The sequence below is a fragment of the Thiohalobacter sp. genome, from assembly GCF_027000115.1.
Taxonomy (GTDB): Bacteria; Pseudomonadota; Gammaproteobacteria; order Thiohalobacterales; family Thiohalobacteraceae; genus JALTON01.
This window is the reverse complement of record NZ_JALTON010000029.1, coordinates 1-21,755: the sequence shown is the minus strand read 5'-3', so window position 1 is coordinate 21,755 and position 21,755 is coordinate 1. Positions and strand designations below refer to the sequence as shown.

Below are 21,755 nucleotides of genomic sequence, written 5' to 3'. Positions count from 1 at the left end.
CCCTTCGTGTGCGTCCCGCTCAGGTTTCCTGGTGCTTGAGCGGCGCCTCGCCGCGATGATGGTCCTTGAGCTTTTCCTTGTGTTTCTTGAGCTGACGGTCGAGCTTGTCGACCAGGCTGTCGATGGCGGCGTACATGTCTTCCTCGGTGTGGTCGGCGAACAGGTCGTTGCCGGCGAGGTGCATGGTGGCCTCGGCCTTGTGGCGAAGCTTCTCGACGCTGAGGACCACGTGAACGTCGGTGACATGGTCGAAATGGCGTTCCAGGCGCTTCATCTTTTCGTTGACGTAGTCACGCAGCGGCTGGGTGATGTCGACATGGTGCCCGGTGAGTATGATCTGCATGGTGCCACTCCTTCTTGGATCGTCATGCAAGGCGTTTGCGTTCGTTGGAGGGTGGAATGGCCAGGGCTTCGCGATACTTGGCAATGGTGCGGCGTGCCACCTTGATGCCTTCCTTCGCCAGCAAATCGGCGATCTTGCTGTCGCTGAGCGGCTTGGCCGGGTTTTCCGCGGCGACCAGTTTCTTGATCATCGCGCGGATGGCCGTGGCGGAGCATTCTCCCCCGTCGGCCGTGCCCACGTGGCTCGAGAAGAAGTACTTGAACTCGAAGATGCCCCGGGGAGTGTGCATGTATTTCTGGGTGGTGACGCGGGAGATGGTGGATTCGTGCATTTCCACCGCCTCGGCGACATCGCGCAATACCAGCGGCTTCATGGCCTCCTCTCCATAGTCGAAGAAGGCGCGCTGGCGCTCGACGATGCAGCGCGCCACCTTGAGCAGGGTCTCGTTGCGGCTCTGCAGACTCTTGAGAAACCAGCGGGCCTCCTGCAGGTGGTTGCGCAGGTAGTTGTTGTCGGCACTGTTGTCGGCGCGCTTGACCATCCCGGCATACTGCGCGTTGATGCGCAGCCGCGGCGCCGCCTCCGGGTTGAGATCCACCCGCCACACGCCGTTGCGCTTGGTGACGAACACGTCGGGAATCACGTACTGCGCATTGCTGGGCGAGATCTGCGAGCCGGGGCGGGGATTGAGTCCCTGGATCAGGGCGATGACCTGCTGCAGCTCCTCCTGCGACAGCTTCATGCGCCGCATGAGCTGGTTGAAGTCACGGCCGCCGAGCAGGTCCAGATGCTGTTCCACCAGGGTCAGTGCGGCATCGCGCCAGGGCGTGTCCTCCGGCATCTGGCGCAGTTGCAGGGCCAGGCACTCGCCGGGATCACGGGCGCCAACGCCGATGGGGTCGAACTGCTGCACCCGGTGCAGCACGGCCTCCACCTCGTCCAGCTCCAGTTCGGGAAAGCTTTCCAGTAGTCCCTGGTGGATCTCCTCCAGCGGCAGGGTCAGGTAGCCGTCGTCATTGATGGCGTCGATGATGGCATCCGCAACGGCCTGGTCGGTGTCGCTGAAGGGGGTGAGCTCCATCTGCCAGCGCAGGTGTTCCTGCAGGGTTTCCCCCCCGGCGTTGTGGGTCTCGAAGAAATCGCGGTCGTCGTCCCCGGCCGGCGCACTGTAGCTGGTGCTGCCGGAGTCGTAGATGTCGTCCCAGCCGGTGTCCACCGGCAGGTCGTCGGGGATCTGGTCGTCGGCGGTGTTGAGTTCCTGCTCGGTCTCGGCCTTCTCGGCAGGTGCCTCCTGGGTGTCTTCAGCGGTGGTTTCCGCCTCGGTTTCCGTGGTCTCGCTCTCGGCGACCTCGAGCATGAGGTTGGATTCCAGCGCCTGCTGGATCTCCAGCTGCAGTTCCACGGTGGACAGCTGCAACAGCCGGATGGCCTGCTGCAGCTGCGGCGTCATGGTGAGGTGCTGGCCGAGCTTGAGCTGGATCGACTGCTTCATCGGTGGTCGCTGGAAGCCCTGTTCATGACTGCCAATTTACCCCTATAGCATTTATTGTGCCAGTCATTCTTTTGATCCGGATCAGTTGCCCGCTACATCCGGAAGTCCTGACCCAGATAGATCTCCCGGACCCGCTGGTCGGCGAGGATTTCCTCCGGGCTGCCGGCCTTGATCAGGCGGCCCTCGCCGAGGATGTAGGCGCGGCCGCACAGGCCCAGCGTCTCGCGCACATTGTGGTCAGTGATGAGCACGCCGATGCCGCGGTCGCACAGGTGGGCGACGATGGCGCGTATGTCGCCGACCGAGATGGGATCGACGCCGGCGAAGGGCTCGTCCAGCAGCATGAAGCGCGGTTCGCTGGCCAGGGCGCGGGCGATCTCCACCCGCCGGCGCTCGCCGCCGGACAGGCTGATGCCGGGCTGGTCGGCGAGGTGGCCGATGTGCAGTTCGGCCAGCAGTTCCTCCAGCCGCCGCCGGCGCGCGGCGGCGTCCAGGCCGGGACGGGTCTCGAGGATGGCGAGGATGTTCTCGCGCACCGTCAGGCGGCGAAATACCGAGGCCTCCTGGGGGAGGTACCCCAGTCCCTGGCGGGCGCGCCGATGCATGGGGGCGGCGGTGAGGTCGCGGTCATCGAGCAGGATACGACCGCCGTCGCAGCCGATCAGGCCGACGATCATGTAGAAGCAGGTGGTCTTGCCGGCCCCGTTCGGCCCCAGCAGGCCGACCACCTCGCCGGGCGCGACCTCCAGCGACACCCCGTCGACCACGCGGCGGTCACGGTACTGCTTGACCAGGGAATCGGCGACCAGACCCGCCATCGGCATCAGGGCTGCTGACGTGGCTGGAGGATAATGCGTACCCGGTCATTCCCGCCGCCGCCGGCGTTGACCTGGTCGCGTTCGAGGTCGTAGACGATGCGCTCGCTGCGGAAGCGGTCGCCGTCCTGGCGGACCTCGGCCTTCTTCATGAGCACGATGCGACCCTCGCGGGCGAGGTAGTCCATTTCCAGCGCCTCGGCCTCGACGTCGGTGTCCTTGCCGTCCGGGCGCTGGCGGAAGGTCGCGGGGCTGCCGACGGCATGGGCCTTGACGATCTCGCCGTCCTCGCTGTGCACCGTGAGGCGGTCGGCGGTCAGGCGCATGCTGCCCTGGGTGATGCGCACGTTGCCGATATAAATGCTGACACCGGTACGGTCGTCGAGCTCCGCCCGGTCGGCCTCGATGTAGGCCGGCTGCTGGCGGTCGGTCGACAGCGCCGACGCCGGCGGGCTCCAGCCCAGCAGCAGGGCGAGCAGGGGCAGGATCGGCTTCATGCGCAGGATCGGGTTCATGTTCGGGGGCTGTCCGTGGGCCGGTAGGTGCCGCGCACCCGGGAGCGCAATTCTACCCGGCCCTGGCCCAGGAAGGCACGCATGCCCACGCTGTCCACTGCCAGGCCGGTGGTGCGGTAGTGTACGGCGACGTCGGTCTCGGCGTAGTCGCATTCGGGATAGAGCGTCAGCGATTCGGTGCGCAGCGAGACCGGGCGCAGGCGGGCTGCAGCCGGCCGCCGGATGTCCACCGCGCCCTCCAGCCTGATCCGTTCTCCATCGCTGGACAGCCAGCCCTGCCGCGCCCGCGCCTGCCAGGCCGGCTCGTCGGGCCGATAGAGTTCGGCGCGCGGGGCCTCCAGTTCGGTGCTGTCGTCGTCGGCGAAGTGGCGGCCGCGTTCGGCCCACACGCGGTGCCGCAGGCGACCGCCGGCATCCAGGGTGGAGAGGACCATGCCCTCGACGAAGGCATCGGGCACATGGCCCTCGCGGGATGCGGAGGCCCGGTAGTCCAGCGCCTCGCGATAGAGCCAGCCGCTCAGCGCGGCGGCGCCGAGCGCGGCAAGCAGCCAGAGCAGGGGGCTAGCCCGCATGGTGCACCAGGGGCTGCGGGTGATGGCGGATTTGCAGCCGGGCTCGGGGAGGGCTGGCGCTCAAGCCGTAGCCGTCGCTACGGCTTGAGTGAAGCGCCCCCGAGGCCGAGCGAAAATCCGCCAGGGCCGCAGCAGGAAGCGGGCGGTCCCAAATTGTGCTCTCGACTATAAGCATGACATCCGGCTCAACAGATGACGACGCAACAGGTTATCCGCCGCCCGCTTCCGCCCTGGAGCAATATGCGGGTTAGCAGCCTGTCGGGCTTTGGAGATCGTAGCGAGCAAGGTGGGAGAGCGAGAGCGAATTTTCACGATTGCGAGGCGCATAGTGGGTACTACGCAACGAGAAATCGGGGAAATTCGGGCCGCTCTCCCGCCTGCGCAGTAGATTCGGCCAGAGTCCGACAGGCTGCTAAGGTTCAAGGTAACTCTCGAACTCCGCGTTCAGCTTGCCGCGCGCCTCCAGCAGCAGTTCGCAGACGTCGCGGGCCGCGCCGCGCCCGCCGCAGCTGGGGGTGATCCAGTGCGCGTGCTGCTTGACGAAGGGATGGGCGTCCTGCACGGCGATGGCCAGTCCGACCTGGCGCATGATCGGCAGATCGACCACGTCGTCGCCGACATAGGCCGTGGCAGCGGCATCGATGCCCAGTTTGGCAATCAGTTCGCGGAATGCCGGGCGCTTGTCCAGCTGGCCCTGGTACACGTGCTCGATGCCGAGGTTCTTGACCCGGTGCTCGACCACCTGCGAGGTGCGGCCGGTGATGATGCCGAGTTCCACGCCATGTTTCTTGAGCATCTTCATGCCGTGGCCGTCACGCGAATTGAAGGCCTTGTATTCCTGCCCGTCGTCGCCGTAGAACAGCGAGCCGTCGGTGAGCACGCCATCGACGTCGAAGATGACCAGCTCGATGGCGGCGGCCCTTTCCATGATGTCTTGCATGATTTCCGGGTTCTCCTCTTGCCCTGTTGCGGGTTCAGACCACGCCGGCCCGCAGCAGGTCGTGCATGCCCAGGGCGCCGACCAGGTGACCCTCCGCGTCCGTGATCAGCAGGGCGTTGATCTTGTGCTTTTCCATCAGCGCCAGCGCCTCGGCCGCCAGCAATCCCGGCTGGACCGTCTTGGGATCGGGCGTCATCAGGGCCTCGACCCGGGTATCGTGCAGGTCGAGGTTGCGGTCCACGGCGCGGCGCAGATCACCGTCGGTGAAGATGCCGGTCACCCGCTCGTCCGCGTCCAGTACCGCGGTCATGCCCAGGCCCTTGCGCGTCATCTCGTGCAGGGCCTCGCTGAGCGGGGTGTCCAGCCGCACCCGGGGTATGCCCTCGCCGGTGTGCATCAGGTCGTCGATGCGCAGCAGCAGACGCCGGCCGAGGCTGCCGCCCGGGTGCGACAGCGCGAAGTCCTCCTCGGTGAAGCCGCGCACCTCCAGCAGGGCGATGGCCAGGGCGTCACCCATGGCCAGCGCCGCGGTGGTGCTGGCGGTCGGGGCCAGTCCCAGCGGACAGGCCTCGCGGGCCACGCTGACGTCCAGGGTGACTTCGGCGGCGCGGCCCAGGGTCGATTCCGGCTTGCCGGTCAGGGCGATCAGCGGCACGCCGAGGCGCTTGATCAGGGGCAGAATGGTGAGGATCTCGGGGGTCTCGCCCGAATTGGACAGGGCCAGCACCACGTCCTGGCCGGTGATCATGCCCAGATCGCCATGGCTGGCCTCTCCAGGGTGCACGAAGAAGGCCGGCGTGCCGGTACTGGCCAGGGTGGCGGCGATCTTGCCGCCGATGTGGCCGGACTTGCCCATGCCCAGCACCACCACGCGGCCGCGGCAGTCGAGCATGTGGCGGCAGGCCTGCACGAAGCGCTCGTCGATGCGCCCGGCCAGCGCCGCCACGGCGGCGGCCTCGGTGTCGATCACGGCGCGCCCCAGCCGGCGCAGGGTCTCGGCGGTCATTCAGGCTTCCGGGTAGCCGAGTTCCGCCAGCTTCGCGGCCAGAGCGGTGCGATCGAGCGCCTCGCCGGTGACCCGCACCCGGCCGCCGTCAATGGTGACCTCGACCTCGTCAACCCCGGGCAGGGTGGCGAGACCGTCCTGGATGGCCTTGACGCAGCCGCCGCACTTGACGTTCTGCACGGTGAATTCTTCCTGCATGACTACCCGTTTCCCGTTATCAGTCGTCTCACAATTGTCTGAACATGGAAATCCTGTGAATTTGTAGGATGGGCAAAGGCCCGAAGGGCCGTGCCCACCATGATGGTCACGGGATGCTGATGGGTACGTCGCTGCGCGCCTTTGCCCATCCTACCCAGTCCGCCACGATCAGACAGAACGCGTTCAGACAATGATGAGACTCCTGAAGCATGATGATCAGAATTGAGGCTGGGACTGCCAGTATAACAGCCCCTGATAGGCCGCATAGCAGGCCAGCAGCAGCCCGCCCTCGAAGCGGTTGATGCGCCGCGGCCGGTCGCGGAAGCGGTAGGCCATGAGCAGGAACAGCACAGTGAGGCCGATCATGACCGGGTAGTCGCGTTCGAGCACGCCCGGAGATATGTCCAGGGGCGCGAGCACGCCCGGCAGGCCCAGCACGCCGAGCAGGTTGAACAGGTTGGAGCCAATGACGTTGCCCACGGCGATGTCGTGTTCGCCCTTGAGCGCGCTCATCACCGAGGCGGCCAGCTCCGGCAGGCTGGTGCCCAGGGCGACGATGGTCAGCCCGATCACCAGATCGGAGACGCCGATGGCCTCGGCGATGCCCACCGCGCCCCAGACCAGCATGCGCGAACTCGCCAGCAGCACGCCCAGGCCCAGCGCCAGCCAGGTCAGGGCCACCGGCAGGCGCATGTCGGCGGGGATTTCGTCGGTGAACTCGGCCAGCAGCGGGTCCGGCGTGCGATTGCGGTCGCGCAACCCCAGGTGGGTCATCCAGATCACCATCAGCACCAGCCCGCCGAGCAGGATGAGGCCGTCGCTGAAGTCGAGGCGCTGGTCGGAGAGCAGCAGCAGGCTGGCCAGCATGACGCCCAGCAGCACCGGCATCTCGCGGCGCAGGGTCTGGGAGGCGACCTTGAGCGGGCAGATCAGGGCGGTGAAGCCGAGGATCAGGGCGATGTTGGTGACGTTGGAGCCGATGGCATTGCCCACCGCCAGCCCGGGATTGCCCTGCCAGGCGGCCACCCCGGAGACCAGCATCTCGGGCGCGGAGGTCCCGAAGCCGACCACGGTCAGGCCGATGATCAGCGGGCTCACGCCCAGGTTGCGGGCGGTGGCCGCGGCACCGACCACGAAACGGTCTGCACCCCAGACCAGCAGGATGAAGCCGCCGATCACGGCGAGCAGGAACAGTGTCATGGATTCGATTGTCCGGTCGGGCTCGGGAAAGGCGGTCAGCGACCCTCGACCCGGGTGGCCCCACAGCGCTTGCAGCGGTAGCGGGTCACCAGCCGGCCCCGCTGGCTGTCGAAGGGCGTGCCCGGGACCACCTCCCACTTGTGAAAACCGCGCCGGCACAGGGTGTTGCCCTTGTGGCGGTCGCTGGCACGCGGGCGCTTGAAGGGGACCACGTCAGTCATGGCAATTGTCCTGGGCCGACCTCTGGGCACGCATGATACCCGTTTGCGGGCGACTGCCAAGGGCGATCATGAGGCGGTGCCGGGGTGTCTGTCGTGTTTTCACGACATGATTGCGGTCCGGGCGACACCAACGGTTGACGGCCCGGGGCGCTTGGCCAAGACTGGAGCCGGGATTTCGCCATAAGGGGCGGCCGGCAGGGGTGCGCGGCAGGCGAAACACAGGCAGAAACATGGATGCCCACGAAGAAAACCAAGAAAAACAGAATGATGTGCTCGTCCGCGTGCGCGGGCTGCGGTTCGCGCGGGGCAGTCGCTGGATCTTTGACGGAGTTGACCTCGACATTCCGCGCGGGCGCGTGACCGCCATCATGGGGCCCAGCGGCACGGGCAAGACCACGCTGCTGCGGCTGATCGGCGGTCAGCTCCGGCCGCATGCGGGCACGATCGAGGTAGACGGTCAATCAGTGCCGGACCTCGGACGGCGGGCGCTCTACCGGCTGCGCAAGCGCATGGGCATGCTGTTCCAGAGCGGGGCCCTGCTCACCGATCTCAACGTCTTCGACAACGTCGCCTTTCCGTTGCGCGAGCACACCGATCTGCCCGAGGCCATGATCCGCGACCTGGTGCTGATGAAGCTCCAGTGCGTGGGCCTGCGGGGGGCGCGCGACCTGATGCCCAGCGAGCTGTCGGGCGGCATGGCGCGTCGCGTGGCGTTGGCCCGGGCCATTGCCCTGGATCCGATGATGATCATGTACGACGAGCCCTTCACCGGCCAGGACCCGATCTCCATGGGGGCGCTGGTGCAGCTCATCCGCCTGCTCAACGATGCCCTGGGCCTGACCACCATCATCGTCTCCCACGATGTCCAGGAGACCGCGGCCATTGCCGATCACATCTATGTGCTGTCCGAGGGGCGGGTGGTCGATCACGGCACCCCGGAGCAGCTCAACAGTTCCAGCTCGCCCTGGGTGATGCAGTTCATGCATGGCCTGCCGGACGGCCCGGTACCCTTCCACTACCCGGCGCCGGACTACCTCGACGACCTGCTGGCGGGGGCCTGAACGATGCTGGAGGGACTGCGGCAACTGGGCCGGGCCGGGCTCGGCTTCTTCGAACGGCTGGGCCGGGGCAGCCTGTTCCTGCTGGCGGTGCTCGGCGGCATCCCCGAGACCCTGTGGCGGTTTCGGCTGCTGATCAAGGAGCTGTACTCGGTCGGCGTGCTGTCGCTGCTGATCATCCTGGTGTCCGGGCTGTTCGTGGGCATGGTGCTCGGCCTGCAGGGGTACAATACGCTGGTCGATTTCGGCGCCGAGGAGTCTCTCGGCGTGATGGTTGCGCTGTCGCTGGTGCGCGAGCTGGGGCCGGTGGTGGCGGCCTTGCTGTTCGCGGGTCGCGCGGGTTCGGCGCTGACGGCCGAGATCGGCCTGATGAAGGCGACCGAGCAGCTCTCGGGCATGGAGATGATGGCGGTGGACCCGGTCAAGCGGGTGGTGGCGCCCCGCTTCCTGGCCGGCTTCATCAGCCTGCCGCTGCTGGCGGCCATCTTCAGCGCGGTGGGCGTGGCCGGCGGCTATTTCGTGGGCGTTGGGCTGCTGGGCGTGGACGATGGCGCCTTCTGGTCGCAGATGCAGGCCAAGGTGGACCTGCACGAGGATGTCTACAACGGGGTCATCAAGAGCCTGGTGTTCGGTTTCGTGGTGACCTGGATCGCGGTGTTCGAGGGCTACGATGCCGTGCCCACGTCGGAAGGGGTGAGCCGGGCGACCACGCGCACAGTGGTGCATGCGGCGCTGGCGGTGCTGGGGCTGGACTTCGTGCTGACCGCGCTCATGTTCAACGAATAGGCAGGGGCCGATGACGGCCGCGCAGGGGCACAGGGTGCAATGGAACGAGTCAGGATAATGGAAATCGGGGTCGGGCTGTTCGTGGCGGCCGGGCTGGCGGCGCTGTTCGTGCTGGCCATGAAGGTCAGCAACCTGAGCACCTATGCCGACGAGAACGATACCTACCGGGTGACCGCCCGCTTCGACAATGTGGGCGGCCTCAAGGTCCGCTCGCCGGTGTCGGTGGCCGGGGTGCGCGTGGGGCGGGTGGCGGCCATCGACTTCGACAACGAGACCTTCGAGGCGGTGGTCACGCTGGCCATCGCCCGGCGCTATGACCGCTTTCCCGTGGATACCTCCGCCCAGATCTACACCGCCGGTCTGCTCGGCGAGCAGTACGTCGGGCTGGAACCCGGCGGCGCGGCCGAGGTCCTCAAGGAAGGGGACGAGATCAGGCTCACCCAGTCGGCGCTGGTGCTGGAGCAGATCATCGGCCAGTTCCTCTACGGCAAGGCGGCCGGGGGAGGCGCGCCATGAACCGGCGTGGTTTTCTTCTGCTGCTGGCGCTGCTCGGCTGGAACCCCGCCCTCGCCGCGCCGGTGTCGCCGCTGGAGGTGGTGCGCAGCACCTCGGAACAGATGCTCGACCGGTTGCGGGCCGAACGCAGCCTGATCGAGGCCGAGCCGGCGCGGTTGTATGGCCTGGTCGAGGACATCGTGTTGCCGCATTTCGACTTCCGGCGCATGGCGCAGTGGGTACTGGGCAAGTACTGGCGCAGGGCCACGCCCGAGGAAAGGGAACGCTTCACCTCCGAGTTCCGGACCCTGCTGGTGCGCACCTACAGCACGGCCCTGCTGGACTACACCGACCAGGAGATCCATTACCTGCCGCTGAAGCTGCCGGAGGGCGCGTCCGACGCGACCGTGCGGACCGAGGTCGTCCAGCCCGGCGGGCCGCCCATTCCCATCGACTACCGCATGTACTGGGACGGCAGTGAGTGGAAGGTCTACGACGTGGCCATCAATGGCGTCAGCCTGGTCACCAACTACCGCAGCACCTTTGCCGCCGAGATCAGGCAACGGGGGCTGGACGGTCTGATCGCCCGGCTCGCCGAGCGCAACCGGGACGGGACCCTGTGAATGGGCTGGTCATCGAAGCGGCACCGGATGGACGGGTCCGGGTCGGGGGCGAGCTGGGCTTCGCCACGGTCACCTCGGCACTGGCCGGGACCGAACCGCTGTTCGACGCCGGCGAGGGGACCCTGGTGTTCGATCTGAGCGGGGTCGAGCGGGCCGACAGTGCCGGCCTGGCGCTGCTGATCGAGTGGATGCGCCGGGCTCGGCGGGCAGGGCGGGCGGTGCGTTTTCTCAACCTGCCACCGCAGATGCTGGAGATCGCGCGGGCGGCCAGTCTGGACCGGGTCCTGCCCCTGGGGCGCGGCTGAGTCCGTGGCGCTTACCCGGCGCGTCCGATTTCGCTATCATTCCTCCCTTTGGGTGCCGACTGCCGGTGCCGGGATCCCGATTCGCGAGGAAGCCATGCAGGCCGAAGACGTCAAGAAGCTGATCCAGGAGGCCCTGCCGGATGCCGAGGTGACGGTGACCGGGGAAGGGGACCATTTCGAGGCGACCGTGGTCAGCGAATCCTTTCGCGGGCTGTCTCCGGTGAAGCAACACCAGCAGGTCTATGCGGCACTGGGCGACCGCTTCCAGGGCGAGATCCATGCCCTGGCGCTGCGCACCTACACGCCCGAAGACTGGGCCCGGCGCATCCAGTAGGGCGCCCATGGACAAGCTGATCATTACCGGCGGCGCCCGCCTCGAGGGCGAGATCCGCATTTCCGGTGCCAAGAATGCGGTGCTCCCGATCCTGGCGGCGACCCTGCTCGCCGACGGCCCCATGGTGGTCGCCAACGTCCCCCACCTTCACGATGTCACCACCACCATGGAACTGCTGGGCCGCATGGGCGTGGGTCTGGTGGTCGACGAGCGCATGAACATCGAGGCCGATCCGCGTTCCATCCGTGAGTTCCGGGCGCCCTACGAGCTGGTCAAGACCATGCGCGCCTCGATCCTGGTGCTGGGTCCGCTGCTGGCGCGCTACGGCCGCGCCGACGTGTCGCTGCCGGGGGGCTGCGCCATCGGTTCGCGGCCGGTCAACCTGCACATCAAGGGACTGGAGGCCATGGGCGCGGACATCCGCGTCGAGGGCGGTTATATCCGTGCCCGCGCCGATCGTCTGAGGGGCAGCCGGCTGGTGATGGAGCTGGTCACGGTGACCGGCACCGAGAACCTGATGATGGCCGCGGCACTGGCCGAGGGCGAGACGGTGATCGAGAATGCCGCTCGCGAGCCCGAGGTCACCGATCTGGCCAACTGCCTCAATGCCATGGGGGCGCGCATCGAGGGGGCCGGCACCGACACCCTGCACATCCAGGGGGTCGAGTCCCTGTCCGGTACCCGTTACCGGGTATTGCCCGATCGTATCGAGACCGGCACCTATCTGGTGGCAGCCGCCATCACCGGCGGCCGGGTCAAGGTCAAGGACACGCGCCCCGACATCATGGATGCGACCTTGCAGGCGCTGCGCGAGGCAGGTGCGACAATCGAGACCGGCGAGGACTGGATCAGCCTCGACATGGAAGGCCGCCGGCCGCGGGCGGTGAACCTGCGCACCGCGCCCTATCCGGCCTTTCCCACCGACATGCAGGCGCAGTTCACGGCGCTGAATGCGGTGGCCGAGGGCGCCGGTACCATTACCGAGACGGTGTTCGAGAACCGCTTCATGCACATCCAGGAGATGCAGCGCATGGGCGCGGACGTGCGCGTGGAGGGCAACACCGCCATCACCCGCGGCGTGGCGCGTCTGACCGGCGCACCGGTCATGGCCACTGACCTGCGGGCCTCGGCCAGCCTGGTGCTGGCCGGTCTGGTGGCGGATGGCGACACCTGTGTCGACCGCATCTACCACATCGACCGCGGTTATGAATGCATCGAGGAAAAGCTTGCCCAGTTGGGTGCCCGCATCCGCCGGGTGCCGTCCTGAGGGCCGGGGAGGATTCATGAGCCAGCCGCTGACCATCGCCGTTTCCAAGGGCCGCATCTTCAAGGACGCGTTGCCGCTGCTCGCCCATGCCGGCATAGAGCCGCTGGACGATCCGGCCACCAGCCGCAAGCTGATCCTCGACACCAGCGTGCCCGAGGTGAAGCTGGTCATCATCCGTACCACCGATGTGCCCACCTATGTCGAGCTGGGCGCCGCCGATCTGGGTATCGCCGGCAAGGACGTACTGCTCGAACACGGCGGCAACGGCCTGTACGAGCCGCTGGATCTCGGCATCGCGCGCTGCCGGCTGATGGTGGCTGGCCGCCCGGGTGCGGGCGAGGGGCCGGGACGGCTGCGCATCGCCACCAAGTACGTGGAGAGCGCGCGCCGCCACTACGCGGCGCAGGGACGGCAGGTGGAGATCATCAAGCTCTACGGCTCCATGGAGCTGGCGCCGCTGGTCGGGCTCGCCGACCTGATCGTGGACCTGGTCGATACCGGCAACACCCTCAAGGCCAACGGCCTGGTGCCGCTCGAGCACATTGCCGACATCAGTTCCCGGCTGATCGTGAACAAGGCCGCGATGAAGATGAAACACGCCGCCATCACCGCGCTGGTGGACCGTCTGCGCGAGGCGGTTAGCCAGGCCGCCTGAGGCCGGGAGCATCTCCATGATCGAACTGCGACAGCTCAACACCGCCGATGCCGGCTTCTGGCCGGAACTGGAGAACCTGCTGGCCTGGGAGGGCGTGTCCGATGCCGAGGTGCAGCAGCGGGTGCGCGACATCCTTGCCGACGTGCGTGCCCGCGGCGATGCGGCCGTGGTCGAGTACACCCGCCGTTTCGACCGCCTCGAGGCCGAGGACATGGCGGCGCTGGAAATCGGCACGGCAAGGATCGAGCAGGCGCTGGCCGCCATACCCGAGTCGCAGCGTGAGGCCCTGGCCCGGGCCGCAGAGCGCATCCGCGCCTATGCCGAACACCAGAAGCTCGAATCCTGGACCTACACCGAGGCCGACGGCACCGTGCTCGGCCAGCAGGTCACGCCGCTGGACCGGGTGGGCCTGTACGTGCCCGGTGGCAAGGCCGCCTATCCGTCCTCGGTGCTGATGAATGCGGTGCCGGCCAAGGTCGCCGGCGTGCCCGAGGTCATCATGGTGGTGCCGACCCCGGATGGCGAGGTGAACGACCTGGTGCTGGCGGCTGCCGCCATCGCCGGCGTCGACCGCATCTTCGCCATCGGCGGCGCCCAGGCCGTGGCGGCGCTGGCCTATGGCACCGAGACGGTGCCGCAGGTGGACAAGATCGTCGGTCCCGGCAACATCTACGTCGCCACTGCCAAGGGCATGGTGTTCGGGACCGTCGGCATCGACATGATCGCCGGTCCTTCCGAAATCCTGGTCATCTGCGACGGCGGCACCGACCCGGACTGGATCGCCATGGACCTGTTCTCGCAGGCCGAGCACGACGAGGATGCCCAGCCGCTGCTGATCAGTCCCGATGCCGGGTTCCTCGATGCCGTGCGCGCCAGCATCGAGCGCCTGCTGCCGGAGATGGAACGCGCCGACATCATCCGCGCCTCGCTGACCCGGCGCGGCGCGCTGATCCAGGTGCGTGACCTCGACGAGGCCGCCGAGGTCGCCAACTTCATCGCTCCCGAGCACCTCGAACTCTCGGTCGCCGACCCCGAGGCCCTGCTGCCGCGCATCCGTCACGCCGGCGCCATCTTCATGGGCCGTTATACCGCCGAGGCGCTGGGCGACTACTGCGCCGGCCCCAATCATGTGCTGCCGACCTCGCGCACCGCGCGCTTCTCCTCGCCGCTGGGCGTGTACGACTTCCAGAAACGCTCCAGCCTGATCTTCTGCTCGCCCGGGGGCGCGGCCGATCTGGGCCGCACCGCCTCGGTGCTGGCGCGGGGCGAGGGACTGACCGCGCACGCGCGTTCCGCCGAGTACCGGCTGGGCGAGGGCGACGATGACTGACGGTCGCGCGGAGCGGGTGGCGCGCTGGATCCGGCCGGAGGTGCGGCGGCTGTCCGCCTATCATGTCCCCGATCCCGGCAGTGCCATCAAGCTGGATGCCATGGAGAATCCCTACCGCTGGCCGGAGACCCTGGTCGATGCCTGGCTGGAGCGGCTGCGCCAGGTCAGCCTCAACCGCTATCCCGATCCTGCCGCCCGCGCCCTGCGCCGGCGGCTGGGCGAGGCCATGGACATGCCGCCCGGCATGGATATCCTGCTGGGCAACGGCTCCGACGAGCTGATCCAGATGCTGATCCTGGCCGTGGCCGAACCGGGGCGAACGGTGCTGGCCCCGGAACCGACCTTCGTCATGTACCGGATGCTGGCCGAGATCATCGGTCTGCGCTATGTCGGCGTGCCGCTGGGCGAGGGCTTTGCACTGGACCTGCCGGCCATGCACGAGGCCATCGAGCGCGAACAGCCGGCGCTGGTGTTCCTGGCCTATCCCAACAACCCCACCGGCAACCTGTTCGATACCGAGGCCATGCGCGCCGTCATCGAGGCCGCGCCGGGCATCGTGGTGGTGGACGAGGCCTATGCCGCCTTTGCCCGCGACAGCTTTGTCGATGCGCTGGCGGAATACGACAACCTACTCCTCCTGCGCACCCTGTCCAAGACGGGACTCGCCGGATTGCGGCTGGGCATGTTGATCGGCGCGCCCGAATGGCTGGCCGAGATCGACAAGACGCGGCTGCCCTACAACATCAACGTGCTCACCCAGGTCAGCGCCGAGTTCGCGCTCGAGCACCGCGCGGTGCTCGACGAACAGACCGCGGCCATCCGCCGCGATCGTGGCCTGCTGTTCGAGGCCCTGGCCGCGCTGCCCGGCATCGAGCCCTTCCCCTCCGAGGCCAACTTCATCCTGTTCCGGCTGCCGGCCGGGCGCGCCGATGCCATCCACCGAGGCCTGCTCGAACGGGGCGTGCTGATCAAGAACCTGAACGGCGCCGGTGGTGCGCTCGCCGATTGCCTGCGGGTGACGGTCGGTACGCCCGAGGAAAACCGGGCCTTCCTCGAGGCCTTGCAGTCCTGCCTGGCCTGAAAAAATCGATAGCCACGGAACCCACCGAAACCACTGAAGACCGATTGTCGCCTGGCGTGTGTCGCGCAAAATCAACCAGGTTGGCGCATCCAGGTACCTGTCATATCACGCGACCGGCTGGTCCTTTGCTTCTTTTCCGTGCCTTCGGTGGATTCCGTGGCGCTCTTCAGGGCAAGGCCAATCGATAGCCACGGAACCCGCCGAAACCACTGAAAGTCGATTGTTGCCTGGCGTGTGTCGGGCGAAATCGACCAGGTTGGCGCATCCAGGTACCTGTCGGATCACGCGACCGGCTGGTCCCTTGCCTCTTTTCCGTGCCTTCAGTGGATTCAGTGGCGCTCTTGATCTTCGAGCTGCATCAGGGCCGCATCTGCGGCCGCTGGCCGATGCGGGCCTCGAGTTGCAGGGGCTGGCCGCCGCGCAGGATCGAGAGCCCGACCCGGCTGCCGGGCGGAGTCTGGGCGATGCGGTTCATGGCGTCGCGGGCATTGGCGACGGGCTTGCCGTCGATCTCCAGTACCAGGTCGCCGGGTTCCAGGCCGGCGCGGTCGGCCGGCCCGCCGCGCAGCACGCCGGCGATGAGCATGCCGCGCGGCCGGTCCAGGCCGAAGGACTCGGCCAGCGCGGGGGTGAGGTCCTGGGCCTCGATGCCCAGCCAGCCGCGCACCACGCGGCCGTGCTCGATGATCTGTTCCATCACCCCGCGCGCCAGGCTCACGGGGATGGCGAAGCCGATGCCCTGGGAACCGCCGGAGCGGCTGAAGATGGCGGTGTTGATCCCGACCAGTTCGCCGAAGGCATTGACCAGGGCGCCGCCGGAGTTGCCCGGGTTGATGGCGGCATCGGTCTGGATGAAGTTCTCGAAGGTGTTCAGCCCGAGCTGGTTGCGGCCGGTGGCGCTGACGATGCCCTGGGTGACCGTCTGGCCTACGCCAAAGGGGTTGCCGATGGCCAGCACCACGTCGCCCACCCGCAGCGCCTCGGAATCGCCGATGACGATGCTGGGCAGATCGTCGGCCTCGATGCGCAGCACGGCGAGATCGGTATCGGGGTCGGAGCCCACCACCTCCGCGGCCAGGCCGCGGCCGTCGGCCAGCAGGACCTGGATCTGGTCGGCACCCTTGACCACATGGTGGTTGGTAAGCAGATAACCCTGGGGGCTGAGGATGACACCGGAACCCAGGCTGGTCTGCAGCCGCTTGCGCGCACCGGAGAAGCGGTCGCCGAAGAAATAGCGGAACAGGGGATCGTTGAACAGCGGGTTGCCGGGTTCGGTGACCACCTTGGCGGTGTAGATGTTCACCACCGCCGGCGCGGCGCGGTCCACGGCGTCGGCATAGGACACCGGGCCGCTGGCGACCGCCGGGCGGGGCGCGGGGGCCGCTTCGTGCACCTCGACCACGGCACCGTTGCCGCGGAACAGTTCGGGCTTGATCAGGAACAGCGCCACGGCGGCGAGCAGGCCGACGAACAGGGACTGGAACAGGAAGCCGATCAGGTTGCGCAGTTTCATGAGTGGGGTAGGCTGTTGACGGGGGTCCGATTTGAGCATGATTCGGGCCGGGAATCCATGTTGTGGAGGGCAGGGGCGTGGTGAAACGGGACGAACTGGTGAGCTACTGTGACACGCTGCTCGATGTCGCGGGTTTCAGCGACTACTGTCCCAACGGCCTGCAAGTCGAGGGGCGCGAGGAGATCCGCCGCATCGTCTCCGGCGTCACCGCCAGCCAGGCACTGATCGACGCGGCGGTGGCGGCCGAGGCCGATCTGCTGCTGGTCCATCACGGCTTCTTCTGGAAGGGCGAGGATGCGCGCATCACCGGCATGAAACGCCGCCGCATTGGCGCCCTGCTGGCCGCGGACATGAACCTGCTGGCCTACCACCTGCCCCTGGATGCCCATCCCGAGCTGGGCAACAATGCCCGGCTGGCGCGGTTGCTGGAGCTTCCGGTATCCGGCCACTTCGGTCTGCCGGGCGGGCCCGCGCTGGCCTGCTGGGGCGAGCTGGCGGAGCCGCTGGCCACCGAGGCGCTGATGGAACGGCTGCGGGTCCGACTGGGTCACCCGCCACTGCATCTGGGGCCACGTGGCCCCATCCGCCGGCTGGGCTGGTGCACCGGCGCAGCCCAGTCCTTTATCGACGCCGCCGCCGATCTGGGGCTGGATGCCTTCATCAGCGGCGAGGTATCCGAGCCCACCGCTCATGTGGCTGCCGAACGCGGCATCCAGTTTCTGGCCGCCGGCCATCATGTCACCGAGCGCCACGGCCCGCGTGCCCTGGGGGAACATCTGGCCCGGAAGTTCGATCTGGATCACCGATTTATCGATCTCTACGTGCCCGTCTGAGCGCGCCCCGCGTTTGACCTCGCGCCCCTGTTGTTGGAAAATTCCGGCCTTTGCGAGACCCGCCCCGGCTGGCTGCCTGATCCACGTCAAATGCCGGGCGGGGGGATCGTCTACAATGTCCCGCCAGTTCCGGGCCCGATCCGAACCGAATTCTTGGGTAACCAAATCTGGAGATCCGTTCAATGAGTGATGGCGTAGATACCAGCCGACGCCGCTTCCTGACTGCGGCGACCACGGTGGTTGGCGGCGTCGGGGCGGTCTTTGTCGCCGTACCCTTCGTCAAGTCCATGATGCCCAGCGCACGCGCCCAGGCCGCCGGTGCCCCGGTCGAGGTGGACATCAGCAAGCTGGAACCGGGCCAGAAGATCAACGTCGAGTGGCGCGGCAAGCCGGTGTGGATCGTCAGGCGCACCGACGAGATGCTGGGCCTGCTCAAGGAAATGGATCCCGTCGTTCTCGATCCCGCTTCGGAAATGCCGCAGCAGCCCGAGTACGCGAAGAACGAGTACCGCTCCATCAAGCCCGAGATCCTTGTGCTGGTGGGTATCTGCACCCACCTGGGCTGTTCGCCGACCTATCGGCCCGAGGTTGCCCCGGACGATCTGGGCAAGGACTGGAAGGGCGGCTTCTTCTGCCCCTGCCATGGTTCCAAGTTCGACCTTGCCGGCCGTGTCTTCAAGGGCGTGCCGGCGCCGAAGAACCTGGTGGTGCCGCCGCACCGTTACATTGGCAAGACCGTGATTCTGGTCGGTGAAGATCAAGGAGCTGCGTAATGGCTGGTTCGAGCACTGAAAAGTGGCAGGGCGGCATTCTCGGCTGGATCGATGCCCGCTTCCCCCTGAGCCAACTCTGGAACGAACATCTGGCGAAGTACTACGCCCCCAAGAACTTCAATTTCTGGTACTTCTTCGGCTCGCTGGCGCTGCTGGTGCTGGTTATCCAGATCGTCTCCGGCATTTTCCTCACCATGAATTTCAAGCCGGACGCGGAGCGTGCCTTTGCCTCGGTCGAGTACATCATGCGCGATGTGGACTGGGGCTGGCTGATACGCTACATCCATTCGACCGGAGCATCGGCCTTCTTCGTGGTGGTCTACCTGCACATGTTCCGGGGGCTGCTCTACGGTTCCTACCGCAAGCCGCGTGAGCTGATCTGGATCTTCGGCATGCTGATCTACCTGTGCCTGATGGCCGAGGCCTTCTTCGGCTATCTGCTGCCCTGGGGACAGATGTCCTACTGGGGCGCGCAGGTAATCATCAACCTGTTCGCGGCCATTCCGGTCATCGGTGACGACCTGGCGCTGTGGATTCGCGGTGACTATGTGGTGGCAGACGCGACGCTCAACCGCTTCTTTGCATTCCATGTCATCGCCGTGCCGCTGGTGCTGATCGGCCTGATCGTGGCGCACATCATGGCCCTGCACGAGGTGGGTTCGAACAACCCCGACGGCATCGAGATCAAGCAGAAGAAGGACGCGAATGGTGTTCCTCTGGACGGTATTCCCTTCCACCCCTATTACACGGTGAAGGACATCGTCGGCGTGGTGGTGTTCCTGATGTTCTTCTCTGCGGTGGTGTTTTTCGCGCCGGAAATGGGCGGCTTCTTCCTTGAGCATCCCAACTTCGAGGCGGCCAATCCGCTGAAGACGCCCGAGCACATCGCGCCCGTCTGGTACTTCACGCCTTTCTACGCCATCCTACGTGCGGTGCCTTCGATTGCCGGCTCCGCCTTCCCGGGCGTGGCCGCGATGGGTGCCGCGGTAGTCATCCTGTTCTTCCTGCCCTGGCTGGATCGCAGTCCGGTGAAGTCCATCCGCTACAAGGGGCCGCTGTTCAAGGGTGCACTGGCGCTGTTCGTGGTGGCCTTCGTCGTTCTGGGCTATCTCGGTACCCAGCCGGCGACTCCGGGCAAGACGCTGCTGGCACAGGTCTGCACCGCCTACTACTTTGCCTTCTTCCTGCTGATGCCCATCTACACCAAGATCGACAAGACCAAGCCGGTACCGGAAAGGGTGACGCACTAATGAAAAAGATGATCCTGAGCTTCGTTATTGCCTTTTTCCCGGCGCTGGCGATGGCTGCCGGCGGGGGGCACCTGCCGCTGTACAAGGCGGACGTGGATGTCAGCAACAAGCAGTCACTGCAGCGGGGTGCGCGGCTGTTCGTGAACTACTGCCTGAGTTGCCACTCCGCCCAGTATCAGCGCTATAACCGCATGGCGCGCGATCTGGGGCTGACCGACCAGCAGGTCATCGACAATCTCATGTTTGCCAGCGAGAAGATCGGCGAGCAGATGACCATCGCCATGGATCCGAAGGAAGCCAAGGCGTGGTTCGGCGCGCCGCCGCCCGATCTGACCCTGGTGGCACGGGTGCGGGGCGAGGACTGGCTCTACACCTATCTGCTGACCTTCTACCTGGACGACAGCCGTCCCTTCGGCGTCAACAACTGGCGCTTCCCCAATGTCGGCATGCCGCACGTGCTGTGGGAACTGCAGGGCTGGCAGAAGCCGGTCTACAAGACGGTGACCGATGCCGACGGGCACGAGAAGCAGGAGATCGAGAAACTGGAACTGGTCAGCGAAGGCAGCATGACCCCGGCCGAGTACGAGCAGGCGGCCCGCGATCTGGTGGCCTTCCTGTCCTACATGGGCGAGCCCGTGCAGCTGGAACGCAAGCGCATCGGCATCTGGGTGCTGCTGTTCCTGGCCGTGCTGTTCGTGTTTGCCTACTTCCTCAAGAAGGAGTACTGGAAAGACGTCCATTGAGCGGCGTTTCCGGAACCCGTGAAGAGCCGGTGGCGGGCCTGACCCGCCCCGGCTCATTGTGTTTTGATTCGCTCGGCAAGAGCGATGTGTGCCGTCTGGGAGGGATCGCATGGCAGTGGTTGCCAACCGTCGTTCGGTGATGACGCTCTATTCCAATCCGACCTGTCCGTACAGCCATCGTGCTCGCATGGTGCTGGCGGAAAAGGGTATTACGGTCGAGATCGTCAACATCGATCCGGACAACAAGCCGGAAGATCTGATCGATCTCAATCCCTACCAGTCCGTGCCCACGCTGGTGGACCGGGAGCTGGTGCTCTATGATTCGCGCGTCATCATGGAGTATCTGGACGAGCGTTTCCCGCATCCTCCGCTGATGCCGGTGGACCCTGTATCGCGTGCCAAGGCGCGCCTGGCCATGCACCGCATCGAGACGGACTGGTACGGCCTGCTCGAGGAAATCGAGAACAAGGGCGAGAAGGCCGCGGCCAGGGCGCGCAAGATGCTGCGTGAGAGCATAGCCTCCAGCGCCGAGGTGTTCGCCGCCATGCCGTTCTTTCTGAACGAGGAATTCAGCCTGGTCGACTGCTACGTCGCGCCGCTGCTGTGGCGGCTGCCGGCGCTGCGGGTCGATCTGCCCAGGCAGGCGAAGCCCGTGCTCGACTATGCCGAGCGCATTTTTTCACGGGAATCCTTCCGCGAGAGTCTCACCGAGGCCGAGCGCGAGATGCGGGACTAGCCCGAAAATTGCACCGAGGCGGAAGCAGGCGATGAACCGGATTTCAGTCCCCTTGTTCCAGAGTGCATCTCGGGTCCGGCTGCAGATCCGCCATCATCCGCAGCCCTCGATGCAGTATGCGGGGCTGGCCGCGGCAGGCCGATGACGCCCAGCCGTCCCTATCTGCTGCGGGCCATCAACGAGTGGATACTCGACAATGGCCTGACGCCCTATCTGCTGGTGGATGCCGATGCGCCCGGCGTCGAGGTGCCCCGCCAGTTTGTCGAGAACGGCAAGATCGTGCTCAACATCAATCCGCAGGCCGTTCATGGCCTGCATCTCGGCAACGACGAGATCACTTTCAGTGCGCGATTCCAGGGCACGCCCTGGCAGGTGCTCATCCCCACCCGTGCCGTGCTGGCCATCTATGCCCAGGAAAACGGCCGCGGCATGATGTTCAACGAGGAAGAGGGCGACGAGCCGCCGCCGCAGGGCGATGACGGTGCCGGCGGTGGCCGGCCCGCGCTCAAGGTCGTGAAGTAAGCGCGCGGCGGCCTGGTGGATATTGCCGGGCTGCCCGACAGCCGTGTGGCACAGCATCCACCATGCATGATAGCCACGGTATCCACTGAATCCACGGTAATGGCCGTTCAGCGTCCGGGTCAGCGGAACGGGGACGTTGATTGCCCCTT

General features: G+C 66.5%; 27 protein-coding genes. 16 read left to right on the top strand and 11 right to left on the bottom strand.

The genetic code is table 11. From position 1 onward, the window contains the following. Positions 1-19 precede the first annotated feature (19 nt). The 10 genes from hpf to MVF76_RS04320 all read right to left on the bottom strand — a co-directional run bounded on the left by hpf (position 20) and on the right by MVF76_RS04320 (position 7,302). Positions 20-343, bottom strand: a complete 324-nt coding sequence (gene hpf, locus MVF76_RS04365) for a ribosome hibernation-promoting factor, HPF/YfiA family (RefSeq protein WP_297527570.1) — start codon at positions 341-343, stop codon at positions 20-22. A gap of 22 nt (positions 344-365) precedes the next feature. Continuing rightward, entirely contained in the window at positions 366-1,835 is a 1,470-nt protein-coding gene (locus tag MVF76_RS04360) for an RNA polymerase factor sigma-54 (RefSeq protein ID WP_297527569.1), read from the bottom strand. Positions 1,836-1,927: 92 nt separating this feature from the next. Then, positions 1,928-2,653 carry an LPS export ABC transporter ATP-binding protein gene (gene lptB, locus MVF76_RS04355; protein WP_297527606.1) on the bottom strand — a complete coding sequence of 242 codons (726 nt, stop codon included), beginning with the start codon at positions 2,651-2,653 and terminating at the stop codon, positions 1,928-1,930. 5 nt (positions 2,654-2,658) lie between these two features. After that, positions 2,659-3,165, bottom strand: a complete 507-nt coding sequence (lptA, locus tag MVF76_RS04350; RefSeq protein WP_297527568.1) for a lipopolysaccharide transport periplasmic protein LptA — start codon at positions 3,163-3,165, stop codon at positions 2,659-2,661. Then, complete coding sequence (lptC, locus tag MVF76_RS04345) at positions 3,162-3,737, bottom strand: LPS export ABC transporter periplasmic protein LptC (RefSeq protein ID WP_297527567.1); 576 nt, start codon at positions 3,735-3,737, stop codon at positions 3,162-3,164. Before lptC ends, lptA begins: the two co-directional genes overlap by 4 nt. Before the next feature lie 412 nt (positions 3,738-4,149). Continuing rightward, positions 4,150-4,677, bottom strand: a complete 528-nt coding sequence (gene kdsC, locus MVF76_RS04340) for a 3-deoxy-manno-octulosonate-8-phosphatase KdsC (RefSeq protein WP_297527566.1) — start codon at positions 4,675-4,677, stop codon at positions 4,150-4,152. Positions 4,678-4,711: 34 nt separating this feature from the next. After that, positions 4,712-5,683 carry a KpsF/GutQ family sugar-phosphate isomerase gene (locus tag MVF76_RS04335; RefSeq protein ID WP_297527565.1) on the bottom strand — a complete coding sequence of 324 codons (972 nt, stop codon included), beginning with the start codon at positions 5,681-5,683 and terminating at the stop codon, positions 4,712-4,714. Beyond that, positions 5,684-5,881, bottom strand: a complete 198-nt coding sequence (locus MVF76_RS04330; RefSeq protein ID WP_297527564.1) for a heavy-metal-associated domain-containing protein — start codon at positions 5,879-5,881, stop codon at positions 5,684-5,686. Between the two features lie 216 nt (positions 5,882-6,097). Then, the gene (locus tag MVF76_RS04325) at positions 6,098-7,081 is read right to left on the bottom strand and encodes a calcium/sodium antiporter (protein ID WP_297527563.1); all 984 of its coding nucleotides are present in this window, start codon (positions 7,079-7,081) and stop codon (positions 6,098-6,100) included. 35 nt (positions 7,082-7,116) lie between these two features. Then, positions 7,117-7,302: a hypothetical protein gene (locus tag MVF76_RS04320; RefSeq protein WP_297527562.1), complete on the bottom strand. Its 186-nt coding sequence runs from the start codon at positions 7,300-7,302 to the stop codon at positions 7,117-7,119. Positions 7,303-7,532: 230 nt separating this feature from the next. Between MVF76_RS04320 and MVF76_RS04315 the strand changes: the two genes are divergently transcribed. The 10 genes from MVF76_RS04315 (at position 7,533) to hisC (ending at position 15,236) form a co-directional block, all read left to right on the top strand. Then, complete coding sequence (locus MVF76_RS04315) at positions 7,533-8,363, top strand: ABC transporter ATP-binding protein (protein ID WP_297527561.1); 831 nt, start codon at positions 7,533-7,535, stop codon at positions 8,361-8,363. A 3-nt stretch (positions 8,364-8,366) separates the two neighbouring features. Beyond that, complete coding sequence (gene mlaE, locus MVF76_RS04310) at positions 8,367-9,146, top strand: lipid asymmetry maintenance ABC transporter permease subunit MlaE (RefSeq protein ID WP_297527560.1); 780 nt, start codon at positions 8,367-8,369, stop codon at positions 9,144-9,146. 39 nt (positions 9,147-9,185) lie between these two features. Then, the gene (gene mlaD / locus MVF76_RS04305) at positions 9,186-9,662 is read left to right on the top strand and encodes an outer membrane lipid asymmetry maintenance protein MlaD (RefSeq protein WP_297527559.1); all 477 of its coding nucleotides are present in this window, start codon (positions 9,186-9,188) and stop codon (positions 9,660-9,662) included. Next, positions 9,659-10,264, top strand: a complete 606-nt coding sequence (locus MVF76_RS04300; RefSeq protein ID WP_297527558.1) for an MlaC/ttg2D family ABC transporter substrate-binding protein — start codon at positions 9,659-9,661, stop codon at positions 10,262-10,264. Before mlaD ends, MVF76_RS04300 begins: the two co-directional genes overlap by 4 nt. Next, positions 10,261-10,569 carry an STAS domain-containing protein gene (locus MVF76_RS04295; RefSeq protein WP_297527557.1) on the top strand — a complete coding sequence of 103 codons (309 nt, stop codon included), beginning with the start codon at positions 10,261-10,263 and terminating at the stop codon, positions 10,567-10,569. The genes MVF76_RS04300 and MVF76_RS04295 overlap by 4 nt, the downstream gene beginning before the upstream one ends. Before the next feature lie 94 nt (positions 10,570-10,663). Next, positions 10,664-10,903, top strand: a complete 240-nt coding sequence (locus MVF76_RS04290; protein ID WP_297527556.1) for a BolA family protein — start codon at positions 10,664-10,666, stop codon at positions 10,901-10,903. Between the two features lie 7 nt (positions 10,904-10,910). Beyond that, positions 10,911-12,170, top strand: a complete 1,260-nt coding sequence (murA, locus tag MVF76_RS04285) for a UDP-N-acetylglucosamine 1-carboxyvinyltransferase (RefSeq protein WP_297527555.1) — start codon at positions 10,911-10,913, stop codon at positions 12,168-12,170. A 16-nt stretch (positions 12,171-12,186) separates the two neighbouring features. Beyond that, positions 12,187-12,825, top strand: a complete 639-nt coding sequence (gene hisG / locus MVF76_RS04280; protein ID WP_297527554.1) for an ATP phosphoribosyltransferase — start codon at positions 12,187-12,189, stop codon at positions 12,823-12,825. A gap of 16 nt (positions 12,826-12,841) precedes the next feature. After that, positions 12,842-14,155 carry a histidinol dehydrogenase gene (gene hisD, locus MVF76_RS04275; RefSeq protein ID WP_297527553.1) on the top strand — a complete coding sequence of 438 codons (1,314 nt, stop codon included), beginning with the start codon at positions 12,842-12,844 and terminating at the stop codon, positions 14,153-14,155. After that, the gene (gene hisC, locus MVF76_RS04270) at positions 14,148-15,236 is read left to right on the top strand and encodes a histidinol-phosphate transaminase (protein WP_297527552.1); all 1,089 of its coding nucleotides are present in this window, start codon (positions 14,148-14,150) and stop codon (positions 15,234-15,236) included. The genes hisD and hisC overlap by 8 nt, the downstream gene beginning before the upstream one ends. Positions 15,237-15,594: 358 nt before the next feature. Here the strand turns inward: hisC and MVF76_RS04265 are convergent, their stop codons facing one another. After that, complete coding sequence (locus tag MVF76_RS04265) at positions 15,595-16,749, bottom strand: Do family serine endopeptidase (protein ID WP_297527551.1); 1,155 nt, start codon at positions 16,747-16,749, stop codon at positions 15,595-15,597. A 77-nt stretch (positions 16,750-16,826) separates the two neighbouring features. On the opposite strand from MVF76_RS04265, the gene MVF76_RS04260 reads away from it, so the two are divergent. From MVF76_RS04260 to MVF76_RS04235, 6 genes are all read left to right on the top strand, one after another. After that, positions 16,827-17,582: a Nif3-like dinuclear metal center hexameric protein gene (locus tag MVF76_RS04260; RefSeq protein ID WP_317622928.1), complete on the top strand. Its 756-nt coding sequence runs from the start codon at positions 16,827-16,829 to the stop codon at positions 17,580-17,582. A 182-nt stretch (positions 17,583-17,764) separates the two neighbouring features. Further along, positions 17,765-18,355, top strand: a complete 591-nt coding sequence (petA, locus tag MVF76_RS04255) for a ubiquinol-cytochrome c reductase iron-sulfur subunit (protein ID WP_297527550.1) — start codon at positions 17,765-17,767, stop codon at positions 18,353-18,355. Then, positions 18,355-19,605, top strand: a complete 1,251-nt coding sequence (locus tag MVF76_RS04250) for a cytochrome b (protein WP_297527549.1) — start codon at positions 18,355-18,357, stop codon at positions 19,603-19,605. Before petA ends, MVF76_RS04250 begins: the two co-directional genes overlap by 1 nt. After that, positions 19,605-20,348, top strand: a complete 744-nt coding sequence (locus tag MVF76_RS04245) for a cytochrome c1 (RefSeq protein ID WP_317622927.1) — start codon at positions 19,605-19,607, stop codon at positions 20,346-20,348. Before MVF76_RS04250 ends, MVF76_RS04245 begins: the two co-directional genes overlap by 1 nt. 109 nt (positions 20,349-20,457) lie before the next feature. Next, complete coding sequence (sspA, locus tag MVF76_RS04240; RefSeq protein WP_297527548.1) at positions 20,458-21,084, top strand: stringent starvation protein SspA; 627 nt, start codon at positions 20,458-20,460, stop codon at positions 21,082-21,084. Positions 21,085-21,225: 141 nt separating this feature from the next. Beyond that, on the top strand, positions 21,226-21,606 hold the full coding sequence (locus MVF76_RS04235; protein WP_297527547.1) for a ClpXP protease specificity-enhancing factor: 381 nt from the start codon (positions 21,226-21,228) through the stop codon (positions 21,604-21,606). Positions 21,607-21,755: the final 149 nt, after the last annotated feature.

What these genes read in the sequence shown, in the direction of transcription:
- hpf (WP_297527570.1), bottom strand. Translation starts at nt 343, where the DNA reads ATGCAGATCATACTCACCGGGCACCATGTCGACATCACCCAGCCGCTG.
- MVF76_RS04360 (WP_297527569.1), bottom strand. Translation starts at nt 1,835, where the DNA reads ATGAAGCAGTCGATCCAGCTCAAGCTCGGCCAGCACCTCACCATGACG.
- lptB (WP_297527606.1), bottom strand. Translation starts at nt 2,653, where the DNA reads ATGGCGGGTCTGGTCGCCGATTCCCTGGTCAAGCAGTACCGTGACCGC.
- lptA (WP_297527568.1), bottom strand. Translation starts at nt 3,165, where the DNA reads ATGAACCCGATCCTGCGCATGAAGCCGATCCTGCCCCTGCTCGCCCTG.
- lptC (WP_297527567.1), bottom strand. Translation starts at nt 3,737, where the DNA reads ATGCGGGCTAGCCCCCTGCTCTGGCTGCTTGCCGCGCTCGGCGCCGCC.
- kdsC (WP_297527566.1), bottom strand. Translation starts at nt 4,677, where the DNA reads ATGCAAGACATCATGGAAAGGGCCGCCGCCATCGAGCTGGTCATCTTC.
- MVF76_RS04335 (WP_297527565.1), bottom strand. Translation starts at nt 5,683, where the DNA reads ATGACCGCCGAGACCCTGCGCCGGCTGGGGCGCGCCGTGATCGACACC.
- MVF76_RS04330 (WP_297527564.1), bottom strand. Translation starts at nt 5,881, where the DNA reads ATGCAGGAAGAATTCACCGTGCAGAACGTCAAGTGCGGCGGCTGCGTC.
- MVF76_RS04325 (WP_297527563.1), bottom strand. Translation starts at nt 7,081, where the DNA reads ATGACACTGTTCCTGCTCGCCGTGATCGGCGGCTTCATCCTGCTGGTC.
- MVF76_RS04320 (WP_297527562.1), bottom strand. Translation starts at nt 7,302, where the DNA reads ATGACTGACGTGGTCCCCTTCAAGCGCCCGCGTGCCAGCGACCGCCAC.
- MVF76_RS04315 (WP_297527561.1), top strand. Translation starts at nt 7,533, where the DNA reads ATGGATGCCCACGAAGAAAACCAAGAAAAACAGAATGATGTGCTCGTC.
- mlaE (WP_297527560.1), top strand. Translation starts at nt 8,367, where the DNA reads ATGCTGGAGGGACTGCGGCAACTGGGCCGGGCCGGGCTCGGCTTCTTC.
- mlaD (WP_297527559.1), top strand. Translation starts at nt 9,186, where the DNA reads ATGGAACGAGTCAGGATAATGGAAATCGGGGTCGGGCTGTTCGTGGCG.
- MVF76_RS04300 (WP_297527558.1), top strand. Translation starts at nt 9,659, where the DNA reads ATGAACCGGCGTGGTTTTCTTCTGCTGCTGGCGCTGCTCGGCTGGAAC.
- MVF76_RS04290 (WP_297527556.1), top strand. Translation starts at nt 10,664, where the DNA reads ATGCAGGCCGAAGACGTCAAGAAGCTGATCCAGGAGGCCCTGCCGGAT.
- murA (WP_297527555.1), top strand. Translation starts at nt 10,911, where the DNA reads ATGGACAAGCTGATCATTACCGGCGGCGCCCGCCTCGAGGGCGAGATC.
- hisG (WP_297527554.1), top strand. Translation starts at nt 12,187, where the DNA reads ATGAGCCAGCCGCTGACCATCGCCGTTTCCAAGGGCCGCATCTTCAAG.
- hisD (WP_297527553.1), top strand. Translation starts at nt 12,842, where the DNA reads ATGATCGAACTGCGACAGCTCAACACCGCCGATGCCGGCTTCTGGCCG.
- hisC (WP_297527552.1), top strand. Translation starts at nt 14,148, where the DNA reads ATGACTGACGGTCGCGCGGAGCGGGTGGCGCGCTGGATCCGGCCGGAG.
- MVF76_RS04265 (WP_297527551.1), bottom strand. Translation starts at nt 16,749, where the DNA reads ATGAAACTGCGCAACCTGATCGGCTTCCTGTTCCAGTCCCTGTTCGTC.
- petA (WP_297527550.1), top strand. Translation starts at nt 17,765, where the DNA reads ATGAGTGATGGCGTAGATACCAGCCGACGCCGCTTCCTGACTGCGGCG.
- MVF76_RS04250 (WP_297527549.1), top strand. Translation starts at nt 18,355, where the DNA reads ATGGCTGGTTCGAGCACTGAAAAGTGGCAGGGCGGCATTCTCGGCTGG.
- MVF76_RS04245 (WP_317622927.1), top strand. Translation starts at nt 19,605, where the DNA reads ATGAAAAAGATGATCCTGAGCTTCGTTATTGCCTTTTTCCCGGCGCTG.
- sspA (WP_297527548.1), top strand. Translation starts at nt 20,458, where the DNA reads ATGGCAGTGGTTGCCAACCGTCGTTCGGTGATGACGCTCTATTCCAAT.
- MVF76_RS04235 (WP_297527547.1), top strand. Translation starts at nt 21,226, where the DNA reads ATGACGCCCAGCCGTCCCTATCTGCTGCGGGCCATCAACGAGTGGATA.